General features: G+C 41.7%; 18 protein-coding genes and 1 tRNA gene. 9 read left to right on the top strand and 10 right to left on the bottom strand.

The window, feature by feature from the left end:
* Window positions 1-449: 449 nt before the first annotated feature.
* Window positions 450-1466 (bottom strand): DUF4421 family protein, encoded by a 1017-nt coding sequence (locus H9Y05_RS14330; protein WP_216714680.1) that lies wholly within the window; start codon window positions 1464-1466, stop codon window positions 450-452.
* Window positions 1450-3498 (bottom strand): S9 family peptidase, encoded by a 2049-nt coding sequence (locus H9Y05_RS14325; protein ID WP_216714679.1) that lies wholly within the window; start codon window positions 3496-3498, stop codon window positions 1450-1452. The genes H9Y05_RS14330 and H9Y05_RS14325 overlap by 17 nt, the downstream gene beginning before the upstream one ends.
* Before the next feature lie 186 nt (window positions 3499-3684).
* Here H9Y05_RS14325 and obgE point away from each other — a divergent pair, with 186 nt between their 5' ends.
* The gene (gene obgE / locus H9Y05_RS14320; RefSeq protein ID WP_163490983.1) at window positions 3685-4677 is read left to right on the top strand and encodes a GTPase ObgE; all 993 of its coding nucleotides are present in this window, start codon (window positions 3685-3687) and stop codon (window positions 4675-4677) included.
* On the top strand, window positions 4670-5257 hold the full coding sequence (locus tag H9Y05_RS14315; protein ID WP_163490984.1) for a phosphatase PAP2 family protein: 588 nt from the start codon (window positions 4670-4672) through the stop codon (window positions 5255-5257). The genes obgE and H9Y05_RS14315 overlap by 8 nt, the downstream gene beginning before the upstream one ends.
* Window positions 5258-5295: 38 nt before the next feature.
* Here the strand turns inward: H9Y05_RS14315 and H9Y05_RS14310 are convergent, their stop codons facing one another.
* Window positions 5296-6465, bottom strand: a complete 1170-nt coding sequence (locus tag H9Y05_RS14310) for a proline dehydrogenase family protein (RefSeq protein ID WP_216714678.1) — start codon at window positions 6463-6465, stop codon at window positions 5296-5298.
* A gap of 179 nt (window positions 6466-6644) precedes the next feature.
* Here H9Y05_RS14310 and aroB point away from each other — a divergent pair, with 179 nt between their 5' ends.
* Window positions 6645-7724 (top strand): 3-dehydroquinate synthase, encoded by a 1080-nt coding sequence (gene aroB, locus H9Y05_RS14305; protein ID WP_163490986.1) that lies wholly within the window; start codon window positions 6645-6647, stop codon window positions 7722-7724.
* 46 nt (window positions 7725-7770) lie between these two features.
* On the opposite strand, the gene H9Y05_RS14300 is transcribed toward aroB, so the two are convergent.
* The 3 genes from H9Y05_RS14300 to H9Y05_RS14290 form a co-directional block, all read right to left on the bottom strand.
* A tRNA-Leu gene (locus tag H9Y05_RS14300) sits at window positions 7771-7852 on the bottom strand.
* 77 nt (window positions 7853-7929) lie between these two features.
* Complete coding sequence (gene nadC / locus H9Y05_RS14295) at window positions 7930-8793, bottom strand: carboxylating nicotinate-nucleotide diphosphorylase (RefSeq protein WP_163490987.1); 864 nt, start codon at window positions 8791-8793, stop codon at window positions 7930-7932.
* A gap of 1 nt (window position 8794) precedes the next feature.
* The gene (locus H9Y05_RS14290; protein ID WP_163490988.1) at window positions 8795-9178 is read right to left on the bottom strand and encodes a DUF4783 domain-containing protein; all 384 of its coding nucleotides are present in this window, start codon (window positions 9176-9178) and stop codon (window positions 8795-8797) included.
* Between the two features lie 220 nt (window positions 9179-9398).
* Between H9Y05_RS14290 and H9Y05_RS14285 the strand changes: the two genes are divergently transcribed.
* Window positions 9399-12185 carry a M43 family zinc metalloprotease gene (locus tag H9Y05_RS14285; RefSeq protein WP_216714677.1) on the top strand — a complete coding sequence of 929 codons (2787 nt, stop codon included), beginning with the start codon at window positions 9399-9401 and terminating at the stop codon, window positions 12183-12185.
* A 221-nt stretch (window positions 12186-12406) separates the two neighbouring features.
* Here H9Y05_RS14285 and H9Y05_RS14280 read toward each other — a convergent pair whose 3' ends face one another.
* Window positions 12407-13168, bottom strand: a complete 762-nt coding sequence (locus H9Y05_RS14280) for an ABC transporter ATP-binding protein (protein WP_163490990.1) — start codon at window positions 13166-13168, stop codon at window positions 12407-12409.
* Window positions 13168-13872: an MlaE family ABC transporter permease gene (locus tag H9Y05_RS14275; protein ID WP_163490991.1), complete on the bottom strand. Its 705-nt coding sequence runs from the start codon at window positions 13870-13872 to the stop codon at window positions 13168-13170. Before H9Y05_RS14275 ends, H9Y05_RS14280 begins: the two co-directional genes overlap by 1 nt.
* 109 nt (window positions 13873-13981) lie before the next feature.
* On the opposite strand from H9Y05_RS14275, the gene H9Y05_RS14270 reads away from it, so the two are divergent.
* From H9Y05_RS14270 to H9Y05_RS14260, 3 genes are read left to right on the top strand one after another with little or no spacing between them, the layout of a single operon-like run.
* Window positions 13982-14602 (top strand): SprT family zinc-dependent metalloprotease, encoded by a 621-nt coding sequence (locus tag H9Y05_RS14270; protein ID WP_216714676.1) that lies wholly within the window; start codon window positions 13982-13984, stop codon window positions 14600-14602.
* Window positions 14599-15672: a mannose-1-phosphate guanylyltransferase gene (locus H9Y05_RS14265; protein ID WP_216714675.1), complete on the top strand. Its 1074-nt coding sequence runs from the start codon at window positions 14599-14601 to the stop codon at window positions 15670-15672. Before H9Y05_RS14270 ends, H9Y05_RS14265 begins: the two co-directional genes overlap by 4 nt.
* 2 nt (window positions 15673-15674) lie before the next feature.
* Window positions 15675-16499 carry an energy transducer TonB gene (locus H9Y05_RS14260; RefSeq protein WP_216714674.1) on the top strand — a complete coding sequence of 275 codons (825 nt, stop codon included), beginning with the start codon at window positions 15675-15677 and terminating at the stop codon, window positions 16497-16499.
* 2 nt (window positions 16500-16501) lie between these two features.
* Here H9Y05_RS14260 and H9Y05_RS14255 read toward each other — a convergent pair whose 3' ends face one another.
* Entirely contained in the window at window positions 16502-20593 is a 4092-nt protein-coding gene (locus H9Y05_RS14255) for a gliding motility-associated C-terminal domain-containing protein (protein ID WP_216714673.1), read from the bottom strand.
* A 409-nt stretch (window positions 20594-21002) separates the two neighbouring features.
* Between H9Y05_RS14255 and H9Y05_RS14250 the strand changes: the two genes are divergently transcribed.
* Window positions 21003-21170 carry a hypothetical protein gene (locus H9Y05_RS14250; RefSeq protein WP_216714672.1) on the top strand — a complete coding sequence of 56 codons (168 nt, stop codon included), beginning with the start codon at window positions 21003-21005 and terminating at the stop codon, window positions 21168-21170.
* 27 nt (window positions 21171-21197) lie between these two features.
* On the opposite strand, the gene H9Y05_RS14245 is transcribed toward H9Y05_RS14250, so the two are convergent.
* Window positions 21198-23027, bottom strand: coding sequence for a cytochrome-c peroxidase (locus H9Y05_RS14245; protein WP_216714671.1), 1830 nt, complete (start codon window positions 23025-23027; stop codon window positions 21198-21200).
* 176 nt (window positions 23028-23203) lie between these two features.
* Between H9Y05_RS14245 and H9Y05_RS14240 the strand changes: the two genes are divergently transcribed.
* Window positions 23204-25279 (top strand): metallophosphoesterase, encoded by a 2076-nt coding sequence (locus H9Y05_RS14240; protein WP_216714670.1) that lies wholly within the window; start codon window positions 23204-23206, stop codon window positions 25277-25279.
* Window positions 25280-25292: the final 13 nt, after the last annotated feature.

Here is a 25292-nt window from a genome sequence, read left to right as displayed (position 1 = left end):
GCCTGCCTGCGCTGATGGTACTGCCCTTTTGAGGGTGGGAGAGTAAGTCGATGCCACTTTTTAAAAGCCCATACATTTAGTTGTGTGGGCTTTTTTGTTTATACTGGTTTTATATACCCTCAAAAGGAGCCCTTTAGTACGCCAGAATTACGGCGCAAGATCGCCCATTCTTCCTCTTCACAAACTGAGTTATCCCTTGAACGAATGATGAAATAGTTGAAAGTACTGCTTATGTTTAAGCCGAATCACCAGTATTTTCAGCTGAACTTCTTGTTTGAAAATCACCGCATACGGAAATGTACTGCCGGATTTACAGTAATACCGAAATGAATGACAGTTCCCGAAAGAAAATGAATGGAGAAATGCTTTTAAAGTACAGAGAAAACTACTTTTTTTGAAAACATACAAGCGATTAAAGGCCGTGAAAGAATCTCAGTTATAACTTGCTGTTAATGTTGAGTTGTTCGTAGTTTTTTAGGTAATTTCTCTTTGAAACGATAACCTGTTTGAACCTTAAAGTAAAAAAACGTTTGGTTGTATTTGAAATTACTAAAATGAATGGATTTGTTATCTATTTCAAGGTGCATCATCGCAAAAAAGCGTGGAACATTGTATCCGATAATTGCTTTGAAATCATAACGGGCAACGATACCGGCTTTCCCCGTGTCATTTCCATCCAGTTTGTAAGATTTTGCCTGAATGCGGGGGCCAGCGGCTACCATTATTCCAAATTGTATTCTTTTAATGCGGTTGACGTATCCAAATCCCGGGATTACACCAAATTCAATCGCTGAAAGTGCTGTAGAAGCAGTCTTGGTACTTGTTGAATCGTATAATGCACCCGGGATCAATGATCGACTTTTGTTATTGATTCCATACGCATCCAATCTTCCTGCCAGATACCAGGTCATGACTTGTTTATTATACACCCCTCTGTTACCGGTGAAGGGATCCATCCGAAAGTGCCTGTTGTGCAGGTACCACATCTTAGCACTGATGTTATAGACATTGATGTCTTGATTTTTGTCATTAGGCTGTGACAATGAATAGGTAGAATCCCATAAAAAAGCATTGCGTAGAACATACCCGGTATAATTCCGAATATCAATTTCAGCATAGACACGTTTGATCGAAAATTGCGTACCAATATCAATGTAATTTGCTTTTCCGAATTTCGACACAGGTCGTGAGTTACCGATTAATGCCGCACCAACACGAAAGGCGATCCACCGGTATGAAAAGCCGATTCCCAACATCATTTTGTTGTTGTGTCGAAACTGAATTTTTGAAATCTGATCGTTAAACGGATATTTAATATTTGCCGGAGCCGTACTGAATCCAATATCAGTAAAAACAATCGGGTGAAACCGATAGGAAGTATACGGCAGTACAGTGGAGTCTTTTTGACTAAATCCCCAACTGAGACAAAAAAAACAGAGAATTACTATGTTAATGAATGTTCTCAAGAGATAAGATAAAAGCAAATGATTTTGCTATTTCATAACGCTCAGTACTCCTTCCTGAACCACCACCATGACCGGCATCCATATTGCAATCAAGCAACAATAAATTTTTATTCGTTCTGTATTCCCGGATTTTAGCAATCCATTTTAACGGCTCCCAATATTGCACCTGAGAATCGTGATAGCCGGTGGTAATAAATAAATTCGGATAATCCATTCGTTTGACATTATCATAAGGAGAATAACTCAACATATAGTAATAATATTCTTCGTCATTCGGATTTCCCCATTCTTCATACTCTCCTACAGTAAGTGGAATTGTTTCATCGAGCATTGTCGATACCACATCAACAAAAGGTACGTCGGCAATAACACCTTTAAATAAATAAGGCGCTGCATTAACAACGGCTCCCATTAACAATCCACCTGCACTTCCTCCGTTGATGTATAGTTTTTCAGGATTACAATAACCTTGCATTCCCAGGTACTCTGCAGCATTGATGAAATCGGTAAATGTATTTCGTTTTGCCAGAAATTTCCCTTCCTGGTACCACTGCTCACCCATGTATTTTTCTCCACGGATATGTGCTTGCGCATATACAAATCCCCTGTTGAGAAGGCTTAACCGTGTTGCACTGAATACATCAGGAAGCGTATAACCATACGAACCATAGCCATATAGTAAACAAGGTGCTTCTGACAGCTTGGTTCCTTTTTTATAAACCAGTGAGATCGGAATTTTTGTTCCGTCATTCGCCGTTGCCCAGATTCGCTTGGATTCATAGTCTGCAGAATGAAATGTCTTGTCCAGCAACTCATATTGAAAGATAAGCTCCTTTTTTCCTGTCGTTAAATCCTGCTTGAAAACAGAAGTCGGAGTTGTCATCGAATTGTAGCGGTACTCAATGGTGTTGGCCAGGTAGTTGTCTGTTTCCCATAAGCCAATGGTATATGTTTCTTCGTCTATTTTAATATATTCCGATTGACGCGTCTTCAAATTCAGCAACCTGATCTGCTCCAATCCATTGCTTCGTTCTTCTACAAATAAATGGGAATGAATCGCTTCAACGGATTCCAAAAGCCGGTCTTTACTGTGCGGAATAATCACTTCACATGCTTCAATCGAAGCGGGAATTGTTTGGGAGAAAACGACCTTCTTGTTTTCTGCATCTTTATTGGTCAAGATATAAAAACCGTCAGTGTGTGCATGAACACTGTATTCATGGCCTTGTTCCCGTTTCAGGAATACCTGGTAAGGAAGTGAAGTATTATCGGCATCTAATAATAATACTTCGGTGGTAGTTGATGAGCTGATAAAAATAAACAGGTATTTATTGTTGATGGATTTACCAACCGCTACTTCGAATCGTTCATCCGTTTCTTCATAAATTAATGCATCTTCTGATTGATTGGTTCCTAACACATGGCGATAAACCTGGAAAGAACGGAGCGTTTGCGGGTCTTTTTTCAGGTAGTATACCGTTTTATTATCATTTGCCCATTCAATTGTTCCATCCGTACCTTCCAGTTGATCTGCTAAAAAGGTGTTTTCTGAATAGTTGCGAAAACGGATGGTGTAATTCCTTCTTCCGATAAAGTCTTCACAAAATGCAACCAGTTGGTTATTGGGAGAAGGCATCCAATTTCCCAGCGCATAATACGAATGACCTTTCGCGCGTACATTTTCATCGATAAACAATTTCTTTTTCCCGTTTTCCAGGATGTATGTTTTCATGTAATCATCTCCTTCCGCATAGGTTTCCTGGTAACGAACACCGTTTGTTTCATAAGGAGGATAAATTTCATTCGGATTGATTCGCTTGTCAAACTCTTTGACAAGGCCATTGATCAATTTTTTATGTTGATCAAAAAAAGAAGCACTTACTTTATTTTCTTCCCCGATATAATCCAATACATCTTTTGAATCGCGTTCATTCATCCAAAAGTAATTGTCGATACGCGTGTGCTGGTGTGTGGTCAATTCTTTTTGAATCTTTTTCGCTTTCGGTTCAACCGATTGTTGCGCATTCGCCATAAACGGAAAAATTAGTATACTGAAATAAATGAAACGCATAAGTCATGTCTAAAAAACAGTCCCAAATGTACTATTTTTAGAAGTAATAATCGATACATTCTACCGGAATACACAGAAAGTCATTCACCCGGTTTATTTATTATTTCGTACCTTTGCACAGCTTCGGCAATTGACACATAGAATAAAATGGCATCAGATAACTTTGTAGATTACGTAAAAATTCATTGTACTTCCGGGAATGGAGGTGGTGGATCAACCCATTACAGAAGAGAAAAATACATTCCGAAAGGAGGACCGGATGGTGGTGACGGAGGTCGTGGGGGGCACGTAATTATCAGAGGAAACAAGCAATTGTGGACATTGCTGCATTTGAAGTACCAGAAACATATAAAAGCCGGACATGGTGCACATGGATCCGGGAATCTGAAAACCGGTGCGCAGGGGAAAGATATCTATATTGAAGTTCCGTTGGGAACACTGGCAAAAGATGAAGATACCGGAGAAGTATTGTTTGAAATAACCGAAGACGGTGAAGAACGTATTTTGCAACGCGGTGGCCGGGGCGGATTGGGTAACAATCATTTTAAATCCGCTACGAACCAAACACCCCGTTATGCACAGCCAGGAGAAGAAGGAGAAGAAGGTTGGAAAATACTGGAACTGAAGGTGCTGGCAGATGTCGGCTTGGTTGGATTTCCGAATGCAGGAAAGAGTACCTTACTTTCTGTTGTTTCAGCTGCTAAGCCGGAAATTGCCAATTACCCTTTTACAACCTTGCGTCCGAATCTGGGAATTGTTTCGTACAGAGACCACCGGTCATTCATCATGGCCGATATACCGGGGATTATCGAAGGAGCACACACAGGAAAAGGATTAGGCCTGCGTTTTCTCCGGCACATTGAGCGGAACTCATTGTTATTATTCATGGTTCCAATCGATAGTGAAGATATCAAAAAAGAATACGGTGTTCTGTTGAATGAATTGAAATTATACAACCCGGAATTATTGCACAAAGACCGTTTGCTGGCGATTACAAAATCGGATATGCTGGATGATGAATTGATCGAGCAGGTAAGAAAAGAGCTGCCAGAGGTTCCACACGTGTTCATTTCTTCCGTTTCAGGAAAAGGAATTGTAGACCTGAAAGACTTAATCTGGAAACATTTATCGAATGATTGATTGGCTGGAATCCATTGATCAACAACTTGTTTTAGCCATTAACGGGTGGAATTCTCCCTTTTTAGATGAATTCATGTGGATAATTTCAGGGAAAATCACCTGGATTCCGCTGTACCTGATTTTGATTTGCCTTGGATTTGTCAGATTAGGATGGAAGAAAGCTCTCCTTTATATTGGCTGCGTATTACTGGCAGTTGGCGTAACTGATTTTATTTGCTCCGGAATCATCAAAGAGTTGGTTCAACGATACCGTCCTTCTCACAATTTAGAACTGATTCACCAACTTCATTTTTATCGTACAGAAACGGGAACCTTATACCAGGGAGGTCAGTATGGTTTTGTGTCTTCTCATGCGGGAAATTTCTTTGCGCTTTCCTGGATGGTAGGATGGGTTCTCAAACCATATTTCAGATGGTTACTTCCCGTATTATTGATCCTGACGGTTATTATTTGTTATAGCAGAATGTACCTGGGAGTTCATTATTTGTCCGATATTCTCGGCGGAGCACTCATCGGGACGGGAGTTGCTCTATTGGTATACAGAATGGTTTACCTGAAAGTAAATCAATATATTTCCTGATAAAATCGGATGATCCCGGATAATACAGAAGTGCTGGATTAATCGAGTTTTCTTCTTTTCTTTTCCTTGATAATCAAACTTAATTCACGTCCGGTCTGTCCGGCTACAGAGGTGTTTTCATCCGCTCTTCGAAGCAGGTACGGCATGACTTCTTTAATGGGGCCGTACGGGACATACTTTGCGACATTGAATCCGTGTTTGGACAAGTTGTAGGAAATGTGGTCGCTCATTCCTAATAATTGTGCAAAATAAATGCGTGAATCGGAAGGGACGATACTGTGCTTTTCCATAAGTTCTGTCAATAACAACGAACTGTTTTCGTTGTGTGAACCGGCGCATAACGCTATTGTATCAATTTCTGAAACGAGGAACTCAAGCGCCCGGTTGTAATCAGCATCACATGTTGTTTTGTCCGGCTGAATGGGGGAAGGATACCCTTTTTGCTGTGCACGCGCGCGTTCCTTTTCCATGTAGGCACCGCGTACCAGTTTAACCCCGTATTTAATTCCGTCTTTTTTTGCTGCTTCAATTTCCTTTTTCAAATAAGCCAATCGGTCGTGACGATACATTTGAACGGTATTGTAGATGATTGCCGTTTCTTTGTTGTATTTCAACATCATTTCGTATGCAATACGGTCAATGGTATCCTGAATCCAAGTTTCTTCCGCATCAATGAAAACCGGAACTTGTTTTTCAAAACCTGCTTTACAAATCCGGTCTACCCGCTCCAGCAACTGTTCGTATTCGCTTTTTTCAGTATCTGTCAGACTATTGATGTGATTGTTCGCGTTTTCCAATAACTCAAAACGGGCAATTCCCGTAACCTTAAACACTGCAAACGGAATGTAATCATTTCCATCACCTTTCAGAATCGTTGCGATGATTTCATTGGTGGTATGTTCAAAATCTTCATCGGATGTTTTTCCTTCGACAGAATAGTCCAGAATAGTTCCGATTCCGAATTTCCCTAATTTATTAATGGTTGCATCACATTCATCAATTGTTTCCCCACCACAGAATTGTGCAAAAATGGTTTTCCGGATGATTCCTTTAATTGGTAAACCAATGCTCAATGCAAAGTTGGTGAATGGTTTTCCAATCTTTACCAGACTTCTGTTTCCAATTAATTTAAACAGGCGGTAAGCTCTGTTCAGATCTTTATCTGATTTGCTCTCAAAAGCAATCTGTGTATTGTCGAATGTAATCATGCCGCAAATGTAGAAAAAAATGGAAAACAGAAAGGGGAAGGAAAACGAAATATCATCAACGATGTACGGATGTGTGTGATAGCCATATTGCGATCAGGCAATTTGACCGGAGGTGAATAAAACCAGCTATTTTTGTGTACCATAATTATTGAATCATTACTTTCGTAAAAAAATTTCATATGTATATTCTAACGAGTTCTGGGTATCAGATCGAAATAGGATCATTGGAAACTTCTGGTTTTTCTGACTTTATTCAGCAGCGATACAGTGATTCAAAAATTGTCATTATGGTTGATGAGAACACCAATGACAATTGTTTGGAATACCTGATTACCACATTTGATTTCCTAGCGGAAGCAGAAGTGATGCTGTTGCCTTCCGGTGAAGAAAATAAAGTGATGGAGGTTTGTTTCCAGGTCTGGGAAGCACTTTCGGACTATGGAATCGGACGACGAGATCTGGTGATCAACCTGGGAGGAGGCGTTGTGACAGATATGGGAGGGTTTATTGCCTCCGTATATAAGCGTGGGGTTGATTTTATTCACATTCCTACAACGTTATTAGCGATGATTGATGCATCGATAGGAGGGAAGACGGGAATAGACCTGGGAGTGTATAAAAATCAATTGGGCGTTTTTATGAACCCCAAAGCAATTTTTACAGACAAAATTTTCCTGGAGACACTGGAGCCCAAAGAAATGGTCAATGGCTTCGCAGAAGCGTTGAAACATGCATTAATCAGAGATGCTGCACTTTGGAATGAATTATCTTCACTTGAAAATTTATCGGAATTGTCTTCCGATGAAATGCTGATGAGAATCAGCTCCATTAAAGTGGAAATTGTGAACAGCGATCCGTATGAAAAAGGAGTGCGGAAAATATTGAATTTCGGACATACGGTCGGCCATGCAATTGAAGGTTATTTCTTGTTCAGAGAACCTGTCGACCACGGACATGGCGTCGCACTGGGAATGATTGCGGAAAGTTACATTTCTTACCGGAAGGGAATTCTGGCGAAAACGACATTTGAAGAAATTGAAAAAGTACTGTTAGACTGGTTTCCGGTTCCCCAGATTTCTATGCCGGACATACAAGGCATTGTCGAATTGCTGTACAACGACAAGAAAAATCATTCCGGGAAAATACAGTGCTGCTTGTTGGAGAATATCGGCACATGTGTTTATGACCAACCGGTTGAAGAAGCTGTTTTTGCAGATGCATTGGTTTACCTGATGAGTAAATCCGTTTCATTGAATTAGATCATTCTATAACGAAAAAAGAGAACCCGGAATGGATTCTCTTTCGTGCCCACGACCAGATTCGAACTGGTACACCTACTGGCACCACCCCCTCAAGATGGCGTGTCTACCAATTTCACCACGTGGGCGGTTCTGTGCCGCAAATATACGATTTTCATCAATAAAACAGAGCTGTCGGTAAATAATTCCTGAAAAAATGAATGAGCTACTGAAAATCAGCCTTCAAACTCATGTCTAAACTTTTGAAGGAATGCGTCAATGCGCCTACGGAAATATAATCGACACCCGTTTCGGCATACTCACGGATATTGTCCAATGTAATTCCACCGGAGGCTTCTACTTCAAATTGCTTTGGAATCGATGGCAATACTTCTTTTATTTGAGACGGGGAGAAGTTGTCGAGCATAATCCGATCGACATTTCCCACGTTGAGTACCTGCTGTAATTCTTCCGGGTTTCGGACTTCCACTTCGATTTTAAGCGACTTATTGTTTTCCTTTAAATAGGCATTGGTACGGGTAATTGCCTGCTCGATTCCCCCGGCGTAGTCAATGTGGTTGTCTTTCAACATGATCATATCGTACAAAGCAAACCGGTGATTATGTCCTCCTCCGATTCGAACAGCCCATTTTTCGAGCAAACGAATTCCCGGGGTTGTTTTTCGTGTATCCAGTAATTTGGTCTGCAATCCCGCGATCTTTTGCGTGATCTGATGTGTTTGGGTTGCAATTCCGCTCATCCGTTGCATAAAATTCAATACCAATCGTTCTGTTGCCAGAATAGAGCGGGAACTTCCCGTTACTTCAAAGGCAACTTCTCCCGGATGAACAAGAGTTCCGTCAGGAATGAAGACTGTTATATGAAGTTGCGGATCGTACGTGTGAAAAATACGTTGTGCCAGTTCTACACCGGCTAAAATACCACTGTCTTTGATAATCAGTCGTGCTTTTCCGGTTCCTGTTTCTGGTACACAGGCCATGCTGGAATGGTCTCCTTCACCAATATCTTCTTTAAATGCGTTGTGTATAATCAGGTCTAATGTGTCAATTTGTTCTGGTGTAAAGTCCATATCAATCCTTTTCGATGGTGATGCTTTCTATTTTAAAGCCGTCACCGGCATTTTTAAAATGTAATGTAATTCTGTATTTTGCTCCTCCGCTGACGTAACTTCCGATTGCAAAAGTCCCGGTAGAAGATTCATTTCCTTTGAAGGTAAAATTAAAACTTCCACCTGACTTTCCGTTAAAAAAATCTTTTAATACGAGAACAGCCTGCGATTTGGAATAGGCACCTTCTTTTCCTAATACATTCAGTAATACTTTGTCTTTCGCACATGATACAATCGCATCTGCATTGTTCTGATCAAATGCAACGTCCAGTTTTGAATAAGGAACTCCCTGTTGCTGGGGAATCAGCAAAACAATGGATGTGATGAATGCATAAATCAAGTTCATAATTGTTTTTGTTTTCTAGTAGCAAGCAAAAAATGTGCCGTTAAATTTTTGTTAAAATAAAATTGAACAGAATCGTACTAAGTTCCAGGTTGTTTAGTTACCGTGGTAACAATAAACCGTTAAAATCTTCAGGACAAAAGTAATTTTATATAGCAAAAGAGAAACTATTTCGCGAATTTAATTTATATTTAGAGTCGAAAATTCTTTTTATTTCATGCTTATGAAAACTCTTTACTTGTCCCTGATAGGGATTGTTGCGCATGCTGCATTATTAGGTCAGCAGGATGTTGTTAAAGCTCCGGGAAACGGAGGAGAAAATCTACTGTATTGCGGGCAACCGGGGTTGCTGCAACAAATGCAGGCTGAAGACCCCCAACGATACAACAGTTACATTGCGGGAACCTCAATGGAGAATGAATCCGTTGCCGGAGAACGGTCCAATACCATCTACACCATACCGGTTGTATTTCATATTCTACACAACAACGGCGCTTCTAATATTTCGGATGCCCAGATTCAGAGTGCACTGGATATTTTAAACAGGGATTACAGAAAATTAAACAGCGATGTTAACAATGTGCATTCTTCTTTCCTTTCCATCACGGCAGATGCATACATTCAATTTGAATTCGCTAAAATAGCACCGAATGGCGCTTGTTTTGAGGGGATTACAAGAACCATTTCTTCCCAGACAAGTAGTTCAAACGGACAAGCACAGGTGAATGCGGTTATCAGTGGTAACAATGTATATCAGGGAATCTGGCCACACAATAAATACCTGAACATTTATGTCTGTAGTGGGTTAGGAGGTGCTGCAGGATATACATTTGCTCCGAATAATGAGGGGTTTGGATCCCCGGGAGCGACTATCAGTGCGACAAACATGTATTACAACGGGGTGTTTATTCTGCATGACTATACAGGAGCGATCGGGACAAGTAGTGTGACAACCAGCAGGGCGTTGACACATGAAGTTGGTCACTGGTTAAACCTGGAGCATACATGGGGAAATACGAATAATCCGGGAGTTGCCTGTGGAAATGACGGTGTAGCTGATACGCCTGTGACAAGAGGGTTTACATCATGCCCCAATCCATCCGCAGCACAAAATTGTACATCAGGCGTTGTAGAAAATTATGAAAACTACATGGATTATTCGTACTGTTCAAAAATGTTTACACAGGGGCAGGTAACGCGTATGCGTGCTGCGATTGTGAGCGCCATGGGAGGAAGAAGCAATATCTGGACAACTGCTAACCTGCAATCAGTAGGAGTAGGAACGTCTTCGTCGCTTTGTTCTGCTGATTTTGAAGCAACACAAACAGGCCTGTGTGCCGGAACCAGTACAACATTCTCCATCATTAATACATCCACAGCGATTACTTCTTATTCGTGGACGTTTACAGGAGGATCGCCTGCAACATCAACAGCAGCATCTCCTACAGTGACCTATAATACTCCGGGGACGTACCAGGCAGCTGTTACCATTACAACCGCATCCGGAAACCGTACCATTACCAAAGCTGCTTATATAACAGTTGCAGCAGCGCCTGTACAAGTCGCGTTACCAATTATCGAAGGATTTGTCAACACAACTTTCCCGCCAACAAACTGGTCGATCACAAACGGAGGAGGAACCAATACATGGGTGCGAAACGGATCGATTGGTACAGCCCCGACGGCCGGAAATTCGGTTCGGATTGATTATTACAATACCAACGCTGTAGGTGAGGTAGATGATCTGAATACACCGGGATTTAGTTTGTCAGGACTCTCTTCGGCTTCATTGACATTTGACGTAGCTCACCGCCCGTATACCGGTCAATCCGATAAATTGGAAGTACTGGTTTCTCCGGGATGCGGAATGCCTTACGAGGTGATTTATTCCAAATCAGGGACAACACTGCAAACAGAAACGGGGAATACAGCTGCGTACATAGCGCCTTCTACATGGAGGAATGAAACAGTGAATCTGACACCTTACATCGGGAACAGTCAGGTAAGTATTAAATTCAGAGGAACGAATGGATATAGTAATTATATCTACCTGGATAACATCAATATCTCAGGAGTAACAGGTAGCGGTGCAAATGCAAACTTTTCATCCTCAGCATCCACTTCATGTGTTGGGCAAACGGTAACATTTACAAATAGCTCATCCGGAGCAACTTCCTGGAACTGGAATTTTGGAGCAGGAGCATCTCCTGCAACAGCTACCGGAGCAGGCCCTCATACGGTTACTTATTCAACTTCCGGTTCGAAAAGTGTCGTATTAACAATCAACGGAGGTGCTTCTACTTCCAATCAGACCGTGACAGTGAATGCAGTTCCTGCAGCGCCGACTGTTTCTGTAACAGACAATTGCGGAAGTTCAACAATAACTGCTACCGGTTCCGGATTACAATGGTCTACCGGATCGACGGCACCTACAATTACTGTAACGAATTCAAATCAGGTAACTGTAACACAAAGTAGCCAGGGATGTGTGAGTCCCGCAGCTACCGCGACACCGAATCCTAAAACGATTCCTACCGTTACAATGGGAACATTGGCAGCCGTTTGTGTAAACGATTCGCCGGTGACATTGACACAAGGAAGCCCAGCGGGCGGAACTTATAGCGGTTCCGGTGTAAGCGGAAATCAATTTTCACCATCAACAGCAGGAACGGGAACAAAAACAATTACGTATTCTTACACTGCTGCAAACGGTTGTTCCAATACTGCAACAACACAGATTGTCGTAGATGCATGTTTAAGCCTGGAAACGGCAGGTGGTAATTTATTCGCAGTCTACCCGAATCCGACATCCGGAAATGTAACGATTGTAAGTTCTACAGCAATTGACCGGGTATTTGTCTTGGACAATGTCGGTAGAATTGCAGCCGTTATAGATGGCGGGCAGGCGACAGAAGTGAAAATGGATTTAAATCACTTGTCGGCTGGAAGCTACCACATTCAGACAACAATCGGTTCCGTTACAAAAATGGAAAAACTGATCATCCAATAAATTGAAATAATATATTTGAAAAATCCCCGGGTGATTTCATCCGGGGATTTTTTATTTGAAACTCCTTTAATAATGGATAAAAACAGCATGCATTCGATTGAAATGTCAGGTGTTTAAGACGAGGGTAATTCTCAAAAACTGATTGCAGAAAACAGCAATGAAAAGAAAAACCGGAAATATACAGTTATTGAATGGATCAGGGAAGAGGCAGGTTTAACAGACTACTTCTTTTGCATGTTTTCCCGGATCTCTTTCATAAAGTTAGAAGCGTAAACAAAATCAATGATTTCCTGGTTATCTGTTGTCAAAATAGACTTTCTGTCGCCTTCCCACCACTTTTTTCCCTGGTGAATGAACAAGACACGATCTCCGATCTCAATTACTGAATTCATATCGTGTGTAATGACAATGGTGGTCATGTTGTACTCGTAGGTAATTTCTTTGATCAGACCATCGATCACGATCGATGTTTTCGGATCTAACCCAGAATTGGGCTCGTCACAAAAAAGATATTTTGGCTGCATGGCAATTGCACGAGCGATTGCAATCCGCTTTTGCATCCCCCCGCTACATTCTGCCGGATACAATTTGTTTTTTCCTGTCAGATTGACCCGCTCCAGACAAAAATTTGCCCTGTCAAGCATTTCTTTCGATGTTTTGTTGGTAAACATCTTCAGTGGGAACATGACATTTTCTTCAACGGTCATCGAATCAAACAGGGCAGACCCCTGAAACAGCATCCCGATCTCTTTTCGCACTTCCGTTTTTTCGACACGCGTCATGTTGAGAAAATTTCTGCCGTCGAATAAGATTTCACCGGTCTCAGGTACGTGCAATCCTACGATAGATTTCGCGAGAACGGATTTACCACTACCGGACTGACCAATAATCAAGTTGACTTTTCCTTGTTCGAATGTCGCATTGATATCAAACAAAATCTGGTTTCCTCCAAAGGATTTATTTACGTTTCTTACTTCGATCATCAGAGTAACATCACTTGCGTTAGTATTAAGTTAACGATCAATACCGTAATACTGTTGACAACTACAGCTTGTGTGGATGCTTTACCAACTTCCAGTGCTCCGCCTTTTGTGTAATATCCGTAAAAAGCAGCGATCGAAACAATTATAAATGCAAAAAACAAGGTTTTAACCAGGGCGTAAACAACTTCGTATGAACGGAAAAAAGCGCGGATTCCATAAATGTAATCTTCTGTAGAGCCCATACCGGAAGATACCAGGGCAAACCATCCTCCGACAAGGCTTAATGCCATGGAGAAAATAACCAATACCGGGAAAAAAGAGACGGCAGCGATGATTTTAGGAAGCACCAGGTAATTCAATGAGTTAACCCCCATGATTTCCAATGCATCAATCTGTTCTGTAATTTTCATGGTCCCGATTTCAGATGAAATATTGGAACCGACCTTTCCTGCCAGAATTAAAGAAATGATTGTCGGAGAAAATTCAAGAATGGTGGTCGATCGTGTAATGTAGCCGACCGTATAGCTGGGCAACAGCGGATTGTCCATATTGGAAGCAATCTGCAGGGAAATTACAGCCCCGATAAATACCGACATGATTGCCACAATGGAAATGGAATTAATCCCGATGATTTCAATTTCATCAAACACGCGTTTGCGGAAGACACTCCACTTTTCAGGTTTGGAAAATACAATCCAAATCATCTGAAAATAACGCCCTATATTTTCTAACAGTTTTTTTAACACGGAACGCTAAATTAATGTTATATTTCCTTTCATTTGCATAAAAAACAGAAAAAATCTTACCTGTAGTTTGGAAAAAGCCACAAAGATAGCAAATGTATTGAGTAAATACCTCCCGGAAGGAACGGAAGATTATGTCACGTCACTGTTTTTGTCCTATCCCGTATCGTTTAAGATTGTCCGTCCCCGGAAAACCAAACAAGGTGATTTCAGAACCCCGCTTCCCGGTTCCAAGCCGCAAATAACCATTAACGGAAATCTGAATGTATTTGCGTTCCTGATTACAACCATTCATGAATTTGCTCACCTGAAAACATGGATGGAATACAATAACAGGGTTAAACCGCATGGAGCGGAATGGAAAAATAACTTCATTCGATTGATGCATCCCGTGATCCAACTGGCCATTTTACCCCGGGACATCGAACAGGCATTGCTCAACTCATTTATGAACATGAAAGCATCCTCCTGCACCGATATCCAACTCCAACGGGTTCTGAAAAAATACGATGTTTTTTCTTCCGGTGAAATTTTGCTGGAAAAACTTCCGAAATATGCTACATTTGCCCTGGATACAAAAGTATTTATGAAAGGTGAATTGCGCAGAACCCGCTTTTTATGCACCGAAGTAGGTACCGGAAAACAGTATCTGATTTATAAACTGGCAACCGTAGAACACATTACAGAATGACAAATAACAATTATGCAGTAATCATGGCAGGAGGAGTAGGAAGCCGCTTCTGGCCTTTATCTACCCCTGAACGTCCGAAACAATTCATTGATGTATTGGGAATCGGTAAAACATTGATTCAAATGACCTATGAACGATTGTTAAACATCGTACCTGCACAAAATATTTACATTCTGACCAATGAGAAATACGTTGAATTGGTGCGCACTCAACTACCGGACATAGACCGGGGTAGTATCCTTACGGAGCCGCAACGTAAAAATACAGCACCATGCATCGCGTATGCTGCAGCAAAAATCACAGCAATCGATAAAGACGCATGCATGATCGTATGTCCGTCCGATCACTTGATTTTGAAAGAAGAACTGTTCAAAAATATTGTTGAAACAGCGGTTAAAAACGCATCGGAAAACGATAAAATTGTAACGCTTGGAATTAAACCGACCAGACCTGATACAGGCTACGGATACATTGAGTTTTCAAAAGAACAACATGCACAGGCAGGTGATGTGACGAAGGTACTGCAATTCAGAGAAAAACCTAATCTGGAAACAGCTGAAGTATTTATCAAATCGGGGAATTTTTACTGGAATTCAGGAATTTTTGTGTGGAAATCGGCTGTTGTCATCGATGCGTTGGAAAAATACCAGAAAGATTTGTTTGATCTGTTTTGTGCAGACACATCCAACTACAATACCGATCGCGAACAGGAATTCGTGAACAAAGCATTTGAAGCATGTCAGGATATTTCCATTGATTATGCCGTAATGGAAAAAGCGGACAACGTAGATGTCGTACTTGCTACGTTTGACTGGAGTGATCTCGGAACCTGGAAGAGCTTGAACGAGCATTTAGAAAAGGATACGTTTAATAACTCTATCATCGGAGGGAAAGTGTATACATTCAACGTGAAAAACTGTCTGGTAAACGTTCCGGAAGATAAGGTCGTATTGATCGATGGTTTGTCCGATCACATCATTGTAGAATCGGATAATGTACTGATGATTCTGAAAACATCCCACGAGCAGGAGTTGAAAAATTACCTGAAAGCAATCGAAGAGAAATCCTGATAATGAATAAATTTTATTATTCCCTATTCACTATTGCAATATTACTTTCCCTTAATGGGTATGGACAAAATAGTGCTGATACATTATTTTTAAATGAATACAATAAACAAACTTCTGTAAAAGATTCAATTCATTATTATCAGATTATTGATGAAATCAAAAACGGAGTATATTTTGTGAAAAGATATACTACATCGGATGTGCTTATTATGACTGGAGGATATACTTCCTTTGACCCGGAAGTAATAAAAGAGGGTGAGTTTGTGTATTATTATGAAAGTGGATCCGTAAAAGCAAATGAGCATTACAAAAACAATCAGCAAGAAGGTAAGGAATATAATTATTATGAGTCAGGTAAGCTAAAATTAGAAGCAAATTATGTGGATGGGGAATACCATGGTTTGTTTAAAACATACTATGAAAACGGAAACGTAAAACGAGAAGATAAGTATACCAACGGGAAGCTAAAAAAGGGAAAATGTTATTCTGATGAGGGGAAAAAAATTAACTACTATAGTTATTATATTGAGGCAGAATACCCGGGAGGAATGGATGAGATGATGGATTACTTAGCACAAGAGACTAAATACCCGTTAAAAATGGTTGAAATAGGTTCACAGACAAGATTTTCAATCTCTTTTTGCGTAGATATAGATGGAAGTACAACTGGAATAAAATTGAAAAAAAATCAAGGCGAAATACATCCTTTGTTTGTCGAGGAAGCAGTAAGAGTAATTCAAAACATGCCTAAATGGAAACCCGGATTGATTGATGGAGAACCGGTGAAGTCCTATTTTAATCTTCCATTCACATTTAAACTAAAATAAAATCAACGCAACAAGTTGACGTGTCCGACGCGCTCGTACTTTTTGTCGCGCAAGTCTTTGTAGGATAATTTCCACGTATAGGTACCGTCCTGGCATAGATTCCCGTCATAAGTACCATCCCAGCCGATTGCCATGTCATTGGAAGTGAAGATCAGCTGCCCCCAGCGATTGAAAATGTTCAGTTCAAATTCGCGGATGTTTCCTCCCCGTACTTTAAATACATTATTGAACTCGTCTCCGTCGGGAGTAAAGGTGTTTGGAACAAAAATCAGGGGTTCAAAGAAAATCCATACATCATCGGAATCCTTGCAGCCGTTTTCATCCACAATGGTCACAACATATTGATAATTAGACGGAGGAGAGGCAACCGTTTGTGTACACATTACACACGATAAGTATTCTGAAGGAGTCCAGTAGATAGTACCCGTTGATGAAGTGGTACCGGAAATGGTCGCTACATCCCCTTCGAGCAGATACTGGTCTGCACTTGCGAGAATGTAAGGTTGCGGGTGCAATTCAACGAAAACACTGTCCGTCATGAAACAGCCGTATGCATCGGTCCCTGTTACATAATAAAGTGTCGAGATGGCCGGTGATGCCGTTACGGAAGACGCAGTGGTCGTATTGAGTCCTGCAGCTGGAAACCAGTTGTAGGACTCAGCTCCGGTAGCCATCAGCTGGGTTGATTCTCCCGGACACAGGATGGTATCATTGAATGCTTCTACATGTGGAATGATTGCCACAACAGGTACATCATCCAGAATGGAACCGCATACATTGGTGAATGTAACGGTATATGTGATCGTCTCATGCACCGTTGCGGTGACAGTTGATCCGGTTGTTGTGTTCAGATATGTTCCGGGTGACCAGCTGTATGTTTCCGCTCCTCCAACGGTGATTGTTTTTGGGGTGTCATAACAGGCAAATACCGTATCGGGAACAACAGGTACAGGTAAATAAAGCAGATCAACGATGACCTCTTCGTTCATCGTACAACCGGCACCATATGTTGCAGTCACCGTATATGTTGTCGGAACTGCAGGGGTCGCGACCGGGTTTGCGGTTGTCGCTCCTGTCAATGTAGCAGCAGGTGACCAGGAATAACTGGTTGCTCCGGATGCGCTCAGCGTAGCTGAGGTTCCGAGGCAAACACTTGTGTCGGGGCTGGTAACCAGGTTGGGAACGGTATAAAACGTCACCAGTACAGAATCTCGGTTTTCACATCCGTTGGTATCAATTCCATTGACATAATAATACTGTGGTTGAGCAGGAGTTACTGTTGCCGTACCGTTTGCATGTGCTTGTAAGGTAGGGTGTGTTTCCCAGGCCGGCTGCATGTTTCCGTCCGGAATCAGTAGGGCAGAAGTCCCCCTGCAAATCAGGGTGTCATCGGCGAGAATAATTTCAGGAAGTGGATGAACGGTTACATAAATACTGTCCGTTCGTTCAAAACATTGATTTCCGACCGTCACATAATAGTACATGCTTTCAGTAGGAGAAACAGTAACCGTTGCTGTATTGGTGGCAGAAATATTTACGTTCGGAGCCCAACTGTACGTCAATCCTCCTGATGCTGTTATGGTAACGGATTCGTTCAAACAAATAGTTTCAGTACTTGCCAGGTTGATAACCGGTTCGTTGATCACTTCAACAATAATGGAGTCAATGATAGCACACCCTTCATTGAAATCCATACTGACATAGTAGACAGTCGTTTCTGTCGGCGAGGCAATCGGATTCGGAATATTCGGGTTGTTTAATGAAGCTGCCGGCGACCAGGAATAATGAACTCCACCTGTCGCGTTGAGTTGAACATTTTGTCCGTTGCAAACAGTCGAGTTCGCACTTAATGAATAGGGCATTCCCAATTGAAATTTGAATGCTGCCAGGTTACAGTTGGGGCTGTTGTTTGTTGTAGACCATGCTCCGGGAGTTGATACAAATCCATTCAGATTCCCTGCACACGAAGCACAAACAGCGTGGTAAACAGCACCCGATTTATCAAAGCGGCTTGTTCCGCCGTCTACATGGTTGTAACTGCTTGAAAAACCTCCCATGAATGTTCCGTACACGAGGTTGGTAGCATCCTGGCTTAAGATTCCCAGGTAAAAATTAGATCCGCTGGTAGTACTTTGGTACGCATCTGATGTGACCGGAAAACCATTACTTGTACTTCCGGTTGCCTGACTGCCATTTACATTTACGTTTCCTCCCCATCCCGAAATAAAGATGTCATAACAATCCGAAATCAGGAATGCGGTGGGGGAAATCTCAGGAACTCCTGTGCCTGCACCGATCATTGTCGTCCATTCGATGGACTGTAAATCACTTGTATATTTTCGAATAAATTGACCCGAATTAGCATTTCCGTATTTTCCTGCTGAAATCGGCCAGGAAGAGTGGCTTTGACCAAATACATACACCTTGTTATCAATATCGGTGCGCACAAAATAGCACTGGTCGTATTCATTGTATCCCAGGTAAGTTCCGTTGATGATGGCCCCGGTGCCTGAATTTAACCGGACAATGTAGCCGTCCCGGTCTCCGTTAAAGCTAGGATCATCGCCTGTCAATGTGAAATTGGAAGAAGACGTTCCACCTGCAATGTATACATCACCCGTTGTGGAAAGTGCGAGTGAATTTCCTGTTTCGTCTCCTGTGCCTCCGTGATAGGAAGACCAGATCATCTGACTCAGGTTGTTATTCATCTTGAATGCAACCATATCCTGAAGTCCTTTGAGTGTAGATCCGTTCGTGACAGGGAAATTGGTAGAGCGCGAATGCGAGGCGATTACAACATCGTCTCCCTGCAGAATGAGTTCTCCGCGGTATTGATCTCCGTAATTGAAGCTCAGGTTCGAAATATTCAAACCATCCAGATCCGTCCCCCCGACATAAGTGGAAGCAAGGAGTTGAGTACCCTGTTCATTCAGTTTCAGAACAAAAATATCCGATCCGACAAAACGCAGTGAGTTGTGTGTAGCAGTTGGCCCGCCCCTGAATGTATTCTGAAAAGGTGTTCCGCTGAGCGGGAAATTGGACGAAGCCGTAATTCCCAACACATACAATTCTCCGTGAGCTGTTGTAATCATACTCTCCGGCAGCTCATTCGCAGCACCGCCGATGAAAGTTGAATACAATAACTGACTCCCGTTGTCACTGAATTTGGAAATGGAAACATCAAACCCGGAAATGTTATTATTGGGAGTCCCCCCGTTAAATGATGAGTCAAACGCACCGGAGGTAATCGGATACCCGGCACCAAATGAAATTCCTCCGGCCAGCATTTCACCATTTGGCCCCGGAGTAGCTGTCATTCCCCAATTATCAGAGGTGGCTCCTGTGTACGTAGAAAAAACCAGGTATGGATCGATCACCAGTGTGTCTCCTGTTGTATAACCGTTCGGAAAGTAAAAACTCAATTGCTGTTTGTTTTTCTTGAATCCGACTTCCACAGGTTTTTTTTGACCGTTTTTAATTGTCCATGCAATTGGTTTGGACTCTTTGATGGTACCCAATGTCGTTTCTACAATGAGGTTTCCGTCGTTGTCAATTTGAATGGATTCAGCTCCTTCGACATCCCATTTAATGAGTTGTGGAGAAGCGGTAGGTGCTACAATGAATGAATATTTTAACTGCCCGTCAGATCCGTTCATCTGCAAATCAATTCCCGGGTAGAAGTTATTCATCGTCACCAATCCGTAACTGTGGAGGCCCGAAACCCAGTTGTCAGCCGTCGGACTTAAAAAATAATTTCTGTAAAATCCGGAAGTGTTTGTTGTTGTTACTTCTTTCTGCCAGCTGCTCCCGATAAAACGACTTCTGACAACATGTTGTTTCCACTGTTCATCTGCGTCATGGTCATGTGAAGCACTTTTTTCGTGTGTGTGGTCGTGATCTTTTTTCGGATTTTCATAGAAATGATAGGTAAAACCTTCTTTTTCAATATACATTTTTCCGGCAGCAAGGTCAACCTGATACTCAATATTCGGATGCCATTGTCCTTTATTCGGATGAAGCCACACAATATCTCCCTGGGCAGAAGCCCCGAAAACGCAGAGGAAGGTGAATATTATGTGTGCGACAAATCTCATTCAGTCTTTGATGTGCTAAAATACTGATTTTTATCCGAATAAATTTAAAAAATGTTTATTTAACCATAAGACTTTAATTTGAGGTGTTTGGTTGCTTTTTTGTTTGTTAAAAACATGAATTAAAATAGGAACTATTTTTATTTCTTAGAAAAGAACAAAATCCATTAGAAATCAAGGGATGAGATCCATCGTTTTTTCTGTATTAAATTTACTTTTATTACTACCTTTTTCCGGTTTTCACAATCGTTGATCAACGCATTTTCATTTGACAATCGATTGTGGGGAAATACGGATCAATCAGGCAATGAAATCATTCCACCGAAATATACAAAGCCGACAGAGGTCAGTTTAAATGGAAACGCATATATGTATGAGCCTGCCCAACGGAAACTCAAATTAATCAATAGGAATGGTTCCGAAATTCAGACAGGATACCCGCATTTTGAAGCGGTTGATTTTATGGGATAGATACAAAGCAATTTCCACAAAGGGGCGCACAGGTGAAAAAGATACGTTCCGGGTGATTGTAGCTACAGCAGGAGATGAGTTGATCAAGCCGGAAAATTCCGTCGATTGAATGACTTTTCGGAAGTGAAATGACAGGTTATTCAGGAGAATCTGTCAATGCTTTCATAAAGCTGACAAGATCTTTCTTTTCCTGGTCTGTCAATTTTAATTTACTACCCGGTAAGGTTTGGGACTCAAGCGTGATTCCATGTCCGATTCCACCCCCTTTTTCATAAAATTCCACGACTTCCTCCAGGGTTTGAAAGACCCCGTTGTGCATATATGGTGCTGTTAATTCTACATTTCGAATCGAAACGGTTTTGAATGAATACTTATGTAGTTCAAGTTTTGTTGTCGCATATTTTCCCGGATCCTTATCAAGAACCGATGGTATTGACGCATGTGCCGGAACCCCCAGTATTTCCGATTCATTGTCTTTGTAATGAGGAGGGAGTAATCCGTTGAACATCGGAGCAAAATGACAGGTCGCGCATTTTCCTTTTCCTGCAAAAATATTGAATCCGTTTTTTTCGTTCGCGGTCAGTACTTCACGCTCCTCCCGGATATAACGATCAAAACGGGAATTGAAACTTGTTAAGGAGCGTAAATAACTTGCAATCGCATTTGCTGTTGTGGATTTATTGATCGTTCCGTTGTACGCTGCATTGAACAAGGCCGCGTATTCCGGGTTTTGGGCGAGTTGTCCGGCAATTACAGCTACATCACCTCCCATTTCCAGAGGATTGTGAATCACATCAAGTACCTGCATTTCCAATCGTTTAACTTTACTATCGTAGAAAAACGTTGTCTGGTACGCGACATTCCACAAGCTGGGTGTATTCCGTTCCAGAAGTTGTCTTCCATCCAGTGACTGATTTTTCACAAGACCGTCGGCAAGACCTTTGTCAGAGCGATGACATGTTGCGCAACTCCGGGTGCCGTCAGCTGAAAAAACAGGATCGTTGAACAACTTTTTTCCCAGTACGATTTTTTCCGGACTCAGGTCCGGTGCAAAAAACGCAGGGTTGAAAATCAATGAGTCAAACAGGTAAGTAGCTTCATTGTTCAGCGGACGAACATTCACAGGATAAGTATATCCCAGTTTATTGATGCATTCATTGACCCATTTAGAAAGCGGATGAAGGTAATTTGTTATAAAAGAAAGCCGGTCGAATGTATTGAAATCCTGTTGCAGATCCAGAAATGTGATCGCGGCATTAAACTGTGCAATTCCGGCATCATAACGGGATTTCAATTTTGCCTTTCGGAATACCGGCTCATAGCATCCAACGACGTGTTTCAATGCGTGTAGTGCTGCTTTTGTTTCCGGAATACTATTTTGTGATTCCGGCACATCAAACCCGGTAATTCCCATGGATTCAATTCGAAACAATTCCAGGCGAACGGCATCCCAGATTGTTGTATTATAATCGCTCGCATGGATGATGAATTCGGTTTTATTCCGTTCAATGGTAAGCGCAATGAGTTCCCTCAGCAGTTTAATTTCTTTTTGTAGTTCTTCCCGTGTCCCTTCCCCCGGATTAAAAATTAAATCTTCCATTACCTGTAGTCCATGAGGTGGCTTTTCTTCCATCGGGGTCATGTGATGGTAATGATTTGTGGTAATGTTAGCCCCGTTGATGCGCCTTGCTTCATCACTCTCCAGGTAAACGAGTAAAAATTCACATGACTTGAATGCTTCCCGTGCGCGTAGAAACGGTTGTTTCAAGGTTTCTTCATCTATATTGTGACGGATGCAGCTGTCAAGAAAAACAATGGAGGTATAAAATTGATTCAGTTGCTCCTGGTAAAACAGGTTCACTTTTAATGCAGTTCCTGTCTCATGGTCTGTTTTTTCTTTTTGAGTATAACTTCCGGTTAACACAAGCAGAAATGCTCCCGGCAGAAGTAGAAAATACTTGATCATATTCTTTTATTTCTATGAATACAAAGGAAAGAAGCAAATCCTGCAGGTAGATTAATTCTTTGTTATCTGTGCGCAACTCTTTTGTTAAATAACGACATGTAAATTTCATTTACTGATAAATTCCACTTAATCGGTTTTGTAGCTATAAGGTATAGTTTTGCCTCAAAATAAACCGTATGAAACACACATTACTCACATTACTATTCTTATCTGTATCAGGTCTGTATGTAACCAATAGTTTTTCACAAACAGTTGTTCGGGGACCTTATTTACAAAGCAACACACATGAAGGAATCATTGTGATGTGGCGAACAAATAACGCAACAAGCTCCAAAGTCTGGTACGGAACAGATCCGTCCAACCTGGCGCAGACAGTCGAAATCAACGACAATGTTACCAACCACATTGTGCCTGTTACCGGTTTACAACCGTATACAACCTATTATTATGCAATAGGCGATCTGAACAATCAGTTGGCATCAGATGTCACTGTTCAGTATTTTAAAACACATCCCCTTCCCGGCACTCCGGTTTCAACAAGAATTTGGGCAACAGGGGATTTTGGCCGTGGAAATGCAGGGCAAATTGAGACAAAGCAGGCGTTTATGGACTATACGGGAGAACGAGGAACAGATGTCTGGATTTGGTTAGGAGATAATGCTTACCAGGATGGAACCGACAATGAATACCAAACCAAAGTGTTTGCATTACAGGGATTCAGCGACATATTTACTTATACACCATTTTGGCCTTCCCCGGGAAATCACGATTACAATACCGTATGGTCGCAAAGTACCTTATTGGGAATTCCGTATACGAATATTCCGCTGGAAAATCACCAGGGGCCCTATTTTGACCTGGTTGAGGTTCCCCGTTTTGCAGAGGCCGGAGGTTTTCCCTCACAGTTAGAAGTGTTTTACTCGTTTGACTATGGAGATGTACATTTTCTGTCGCTCAATTCAGAAGTGTTTGATTACACGTTTTCTTATGACGGAATTAACCGGATGAAGCAATGGATCGAAAACGATTTGCAACAAAATACGCGCAAATTTACCATTGCCTATTTTCATCAACCTCCTTATTCCAAAGGATCACATGATTCAGACGATGTTTACGAAATTGTTATGAAAGCAATGCGGGAGAAAGTTATTCCGCTGTTGGAGCAATACGATGTGGATCTGGTCGTGTGCGGACATAGCCACGTTTTTGAGAGAAGCTACTTGCTGAAAGGACACTTCGGAAATACATCCAGTTTTAATCCATCCATGAAAATGCAGAACGGTGTCAACGGAAATTTTGATGAAGGAACGCCGTATGTGAAAGACAACTCCCAGTCAACATCTGAAGGTACTGTGTATGTCGTTTGTGGAAATTCGGGAAGTTCGGAGAGCAGCCCTTCATTGGATCATCCCGCGATGCTCTACAACGATGGTGCATCGGATGCAATGGGGTCATTCATCATTGATGTGAACAGAAACCGGTTGGATGGAAAATACCTGAAGAAATCAGGAGAAATAGCAGACCAGTTTACGATTTTAAAGAAGGATGTGGTGTTGGCAGATTTGCCCGATCTGACCATCTGTGAAGGAGAGACAATCAATGTAGCAGCATTGTTCTCAGGCGGATCACTGGATATGACGTATGCCTGGACAAATACAACAGCTACCGATTCTGTGGTTTCCCTTTCTCCCTTGACAACGACGCAGTATACCTTAACGGTAACAGATCATCTGACTGGACAAATCGAATCGACCAATTTCACAATCAACGTGCTTCCATTTCCTCAGCCTGTAATTACAGAGCCGCTTCAGGGGACACTCGCGGCACCTTCGGGGGTGGGCTACACGTACCAGTGGTACATCAATGGTAATGCTATTTCAGGTGCTGTAAATCAGTACTATCAACCACTGTTTGACGGTACATATACCGTGATGGTCACGAATACAACAACCGGTTGCAGTGCATTGTCTGTTCAATATGCGTATCCGGCTAACCTGGGAATAACAAGTATCACAGATGCGGGATTCTCATTGTATCCAAACCCGGCAGATGATTACCTTACAATTTCACTTCCGGAAGAGTTGAAAGACAATCATTACAAAATTATAGATGTAGCAGGGAGGGAAGTTGCAACCGGAGAGTTAAAAGGAGCAACAATGACCATTAATGTAAAAGAACTGAATCCGGGGGGCTATTACATCGTCGTGAAAGGAAAAACAGGAGAGCTAAAGCGCTCATTTTCCAAAAAATAATTCATCAATACAG

Origin of the sequence: Taishania pollutisoli (genome assembly GCF_014518315.1) — a bacterium.
In the GTDB taxonomy this organism is placed as follows: Bacteria; Bacteroidota; Bacteroidia; order Flavobacteriales_D; family Crocinitomicaceae; genus Taishania; species Taishania pollutisoli.
The sequence above is the reverse complement of the archived record's forward strand: the minus strand, read 5'-3'. Positions and strand labels throughout refer to the sequence as shown.

Excerpts from the sequence above, each read along its gene's own strand:
- H9Y05_RS14325 (WP_216714679.1), bottom strand. The coding sequence starts at position 3,498 with ATGGCGAATGCGCAACAATCGGTTGAACCGAAAGCGAAAAAGATTCAA.
- obgE (WP_163490983.1), top strand. The coding sequence starts at position 3,685 with ATGGCATCAGATAACTTTGTAGATTACGTAAAAATTCATTGTACTTCC.
- H9Y05_RS14315 (WP_163490984.1), top strand. The coding sequence starts at position 4,670 with ATGATTGATTGGCTGGAATCCATTGATCAACAACTTGTTTTAGCCATT.
- H9Y05_RS14310 (WP_216714678.1), bottom strand. The coding sequence starts at position 6,465 with ATGATTACATTCGACAATACACAGATTGCTTTTGAGAGCAAATCAGAT.
- aroB (WP_163490986.1), top strand. The coding sequence starts at position 6,645 with ATGTATATTCTAACGAGTTCTGGGTATCAGATCGAAATAGGATCATTG.
- nadC (WP_163490987.1), bottom strand. The coding sequence starts at position 8,793 with ATGGACTTTACACCAGAACAAATTGACACATTAGACCTGATTATACAC.
- H9Y05_RS14290 (WP_163490988.1), bottom strand. The coding sequence starts at position 9,178 with ATGAACTTGATTTATGCATTCATCACATCCATTGTTTTGCTGATTCCC.
- H9Y05_RS14285 (WP_216714677.1), top strand. The coding sequence starts at position 9,399 with ATGAAAACTCTTTACTTGTCCCTGATAGGGATTGTTGCGCATGCTGCA.
- H9Y05_RS14280 (WP_163490990.1), bottom strand. The coding sequence starts at position 13,168 with ATGATCGAAGTAAGAAACGTAAATAAATCCTTTGGAGGAAACCAGATT.
- H9Y05_RS14275 (WP_163490991.1), bottom strand. The coding sequence starts at position 13,872 with ATGATTTGGATTGTATTTTCCAAACCTGAAAAGTGGAGTGTCTTCCGC.
- H9Y05_RS14265 (WP_216714675.1), top strand. The coding sequence starts at position 14,599 with ATGACAAATAACAATTATGCAGTAATCATGGCAGGAGGAGTAGGAAGC.
- H9Y05_RS14260 (WP_216714674.1), top strand. The coding sequence starts at position 15,675 with ATGAATAAATTTTATTATTCCCTATTCACTATTGCAATATTACTTTCC.
- H9Y05_RS14255 (WP_216714673.1), bottom strand. The coding sequence starts at position 20,593 with ATGAGATTTGTCGCACACATAATATTCACCTTCCTCTGCGTTTTCGGG.
- H9Y05_RS14250 (WP_216714672.1), top strand. The coding sequence starts at position 21,003 with ATGGTTCCGAAATTCAGACAGGATACCCGCATTTTGAAGCGGTTGATT.
- H9Y05_RS14245 (WP_216714671.1), bottom strand. The coding sequence starts at position 23,027 with ATGATCAAGTATTTTCTACTTCTGCCGGGAGCATTTCTGCTTGTGTTA.
- H9Y05_RS14240 (WP_216714670.1), top strand. The coding sequence starts at position 23,204 with ATGAAACACACATTACTCACATTACTATTCTTATCTGTATCAGGTCTG.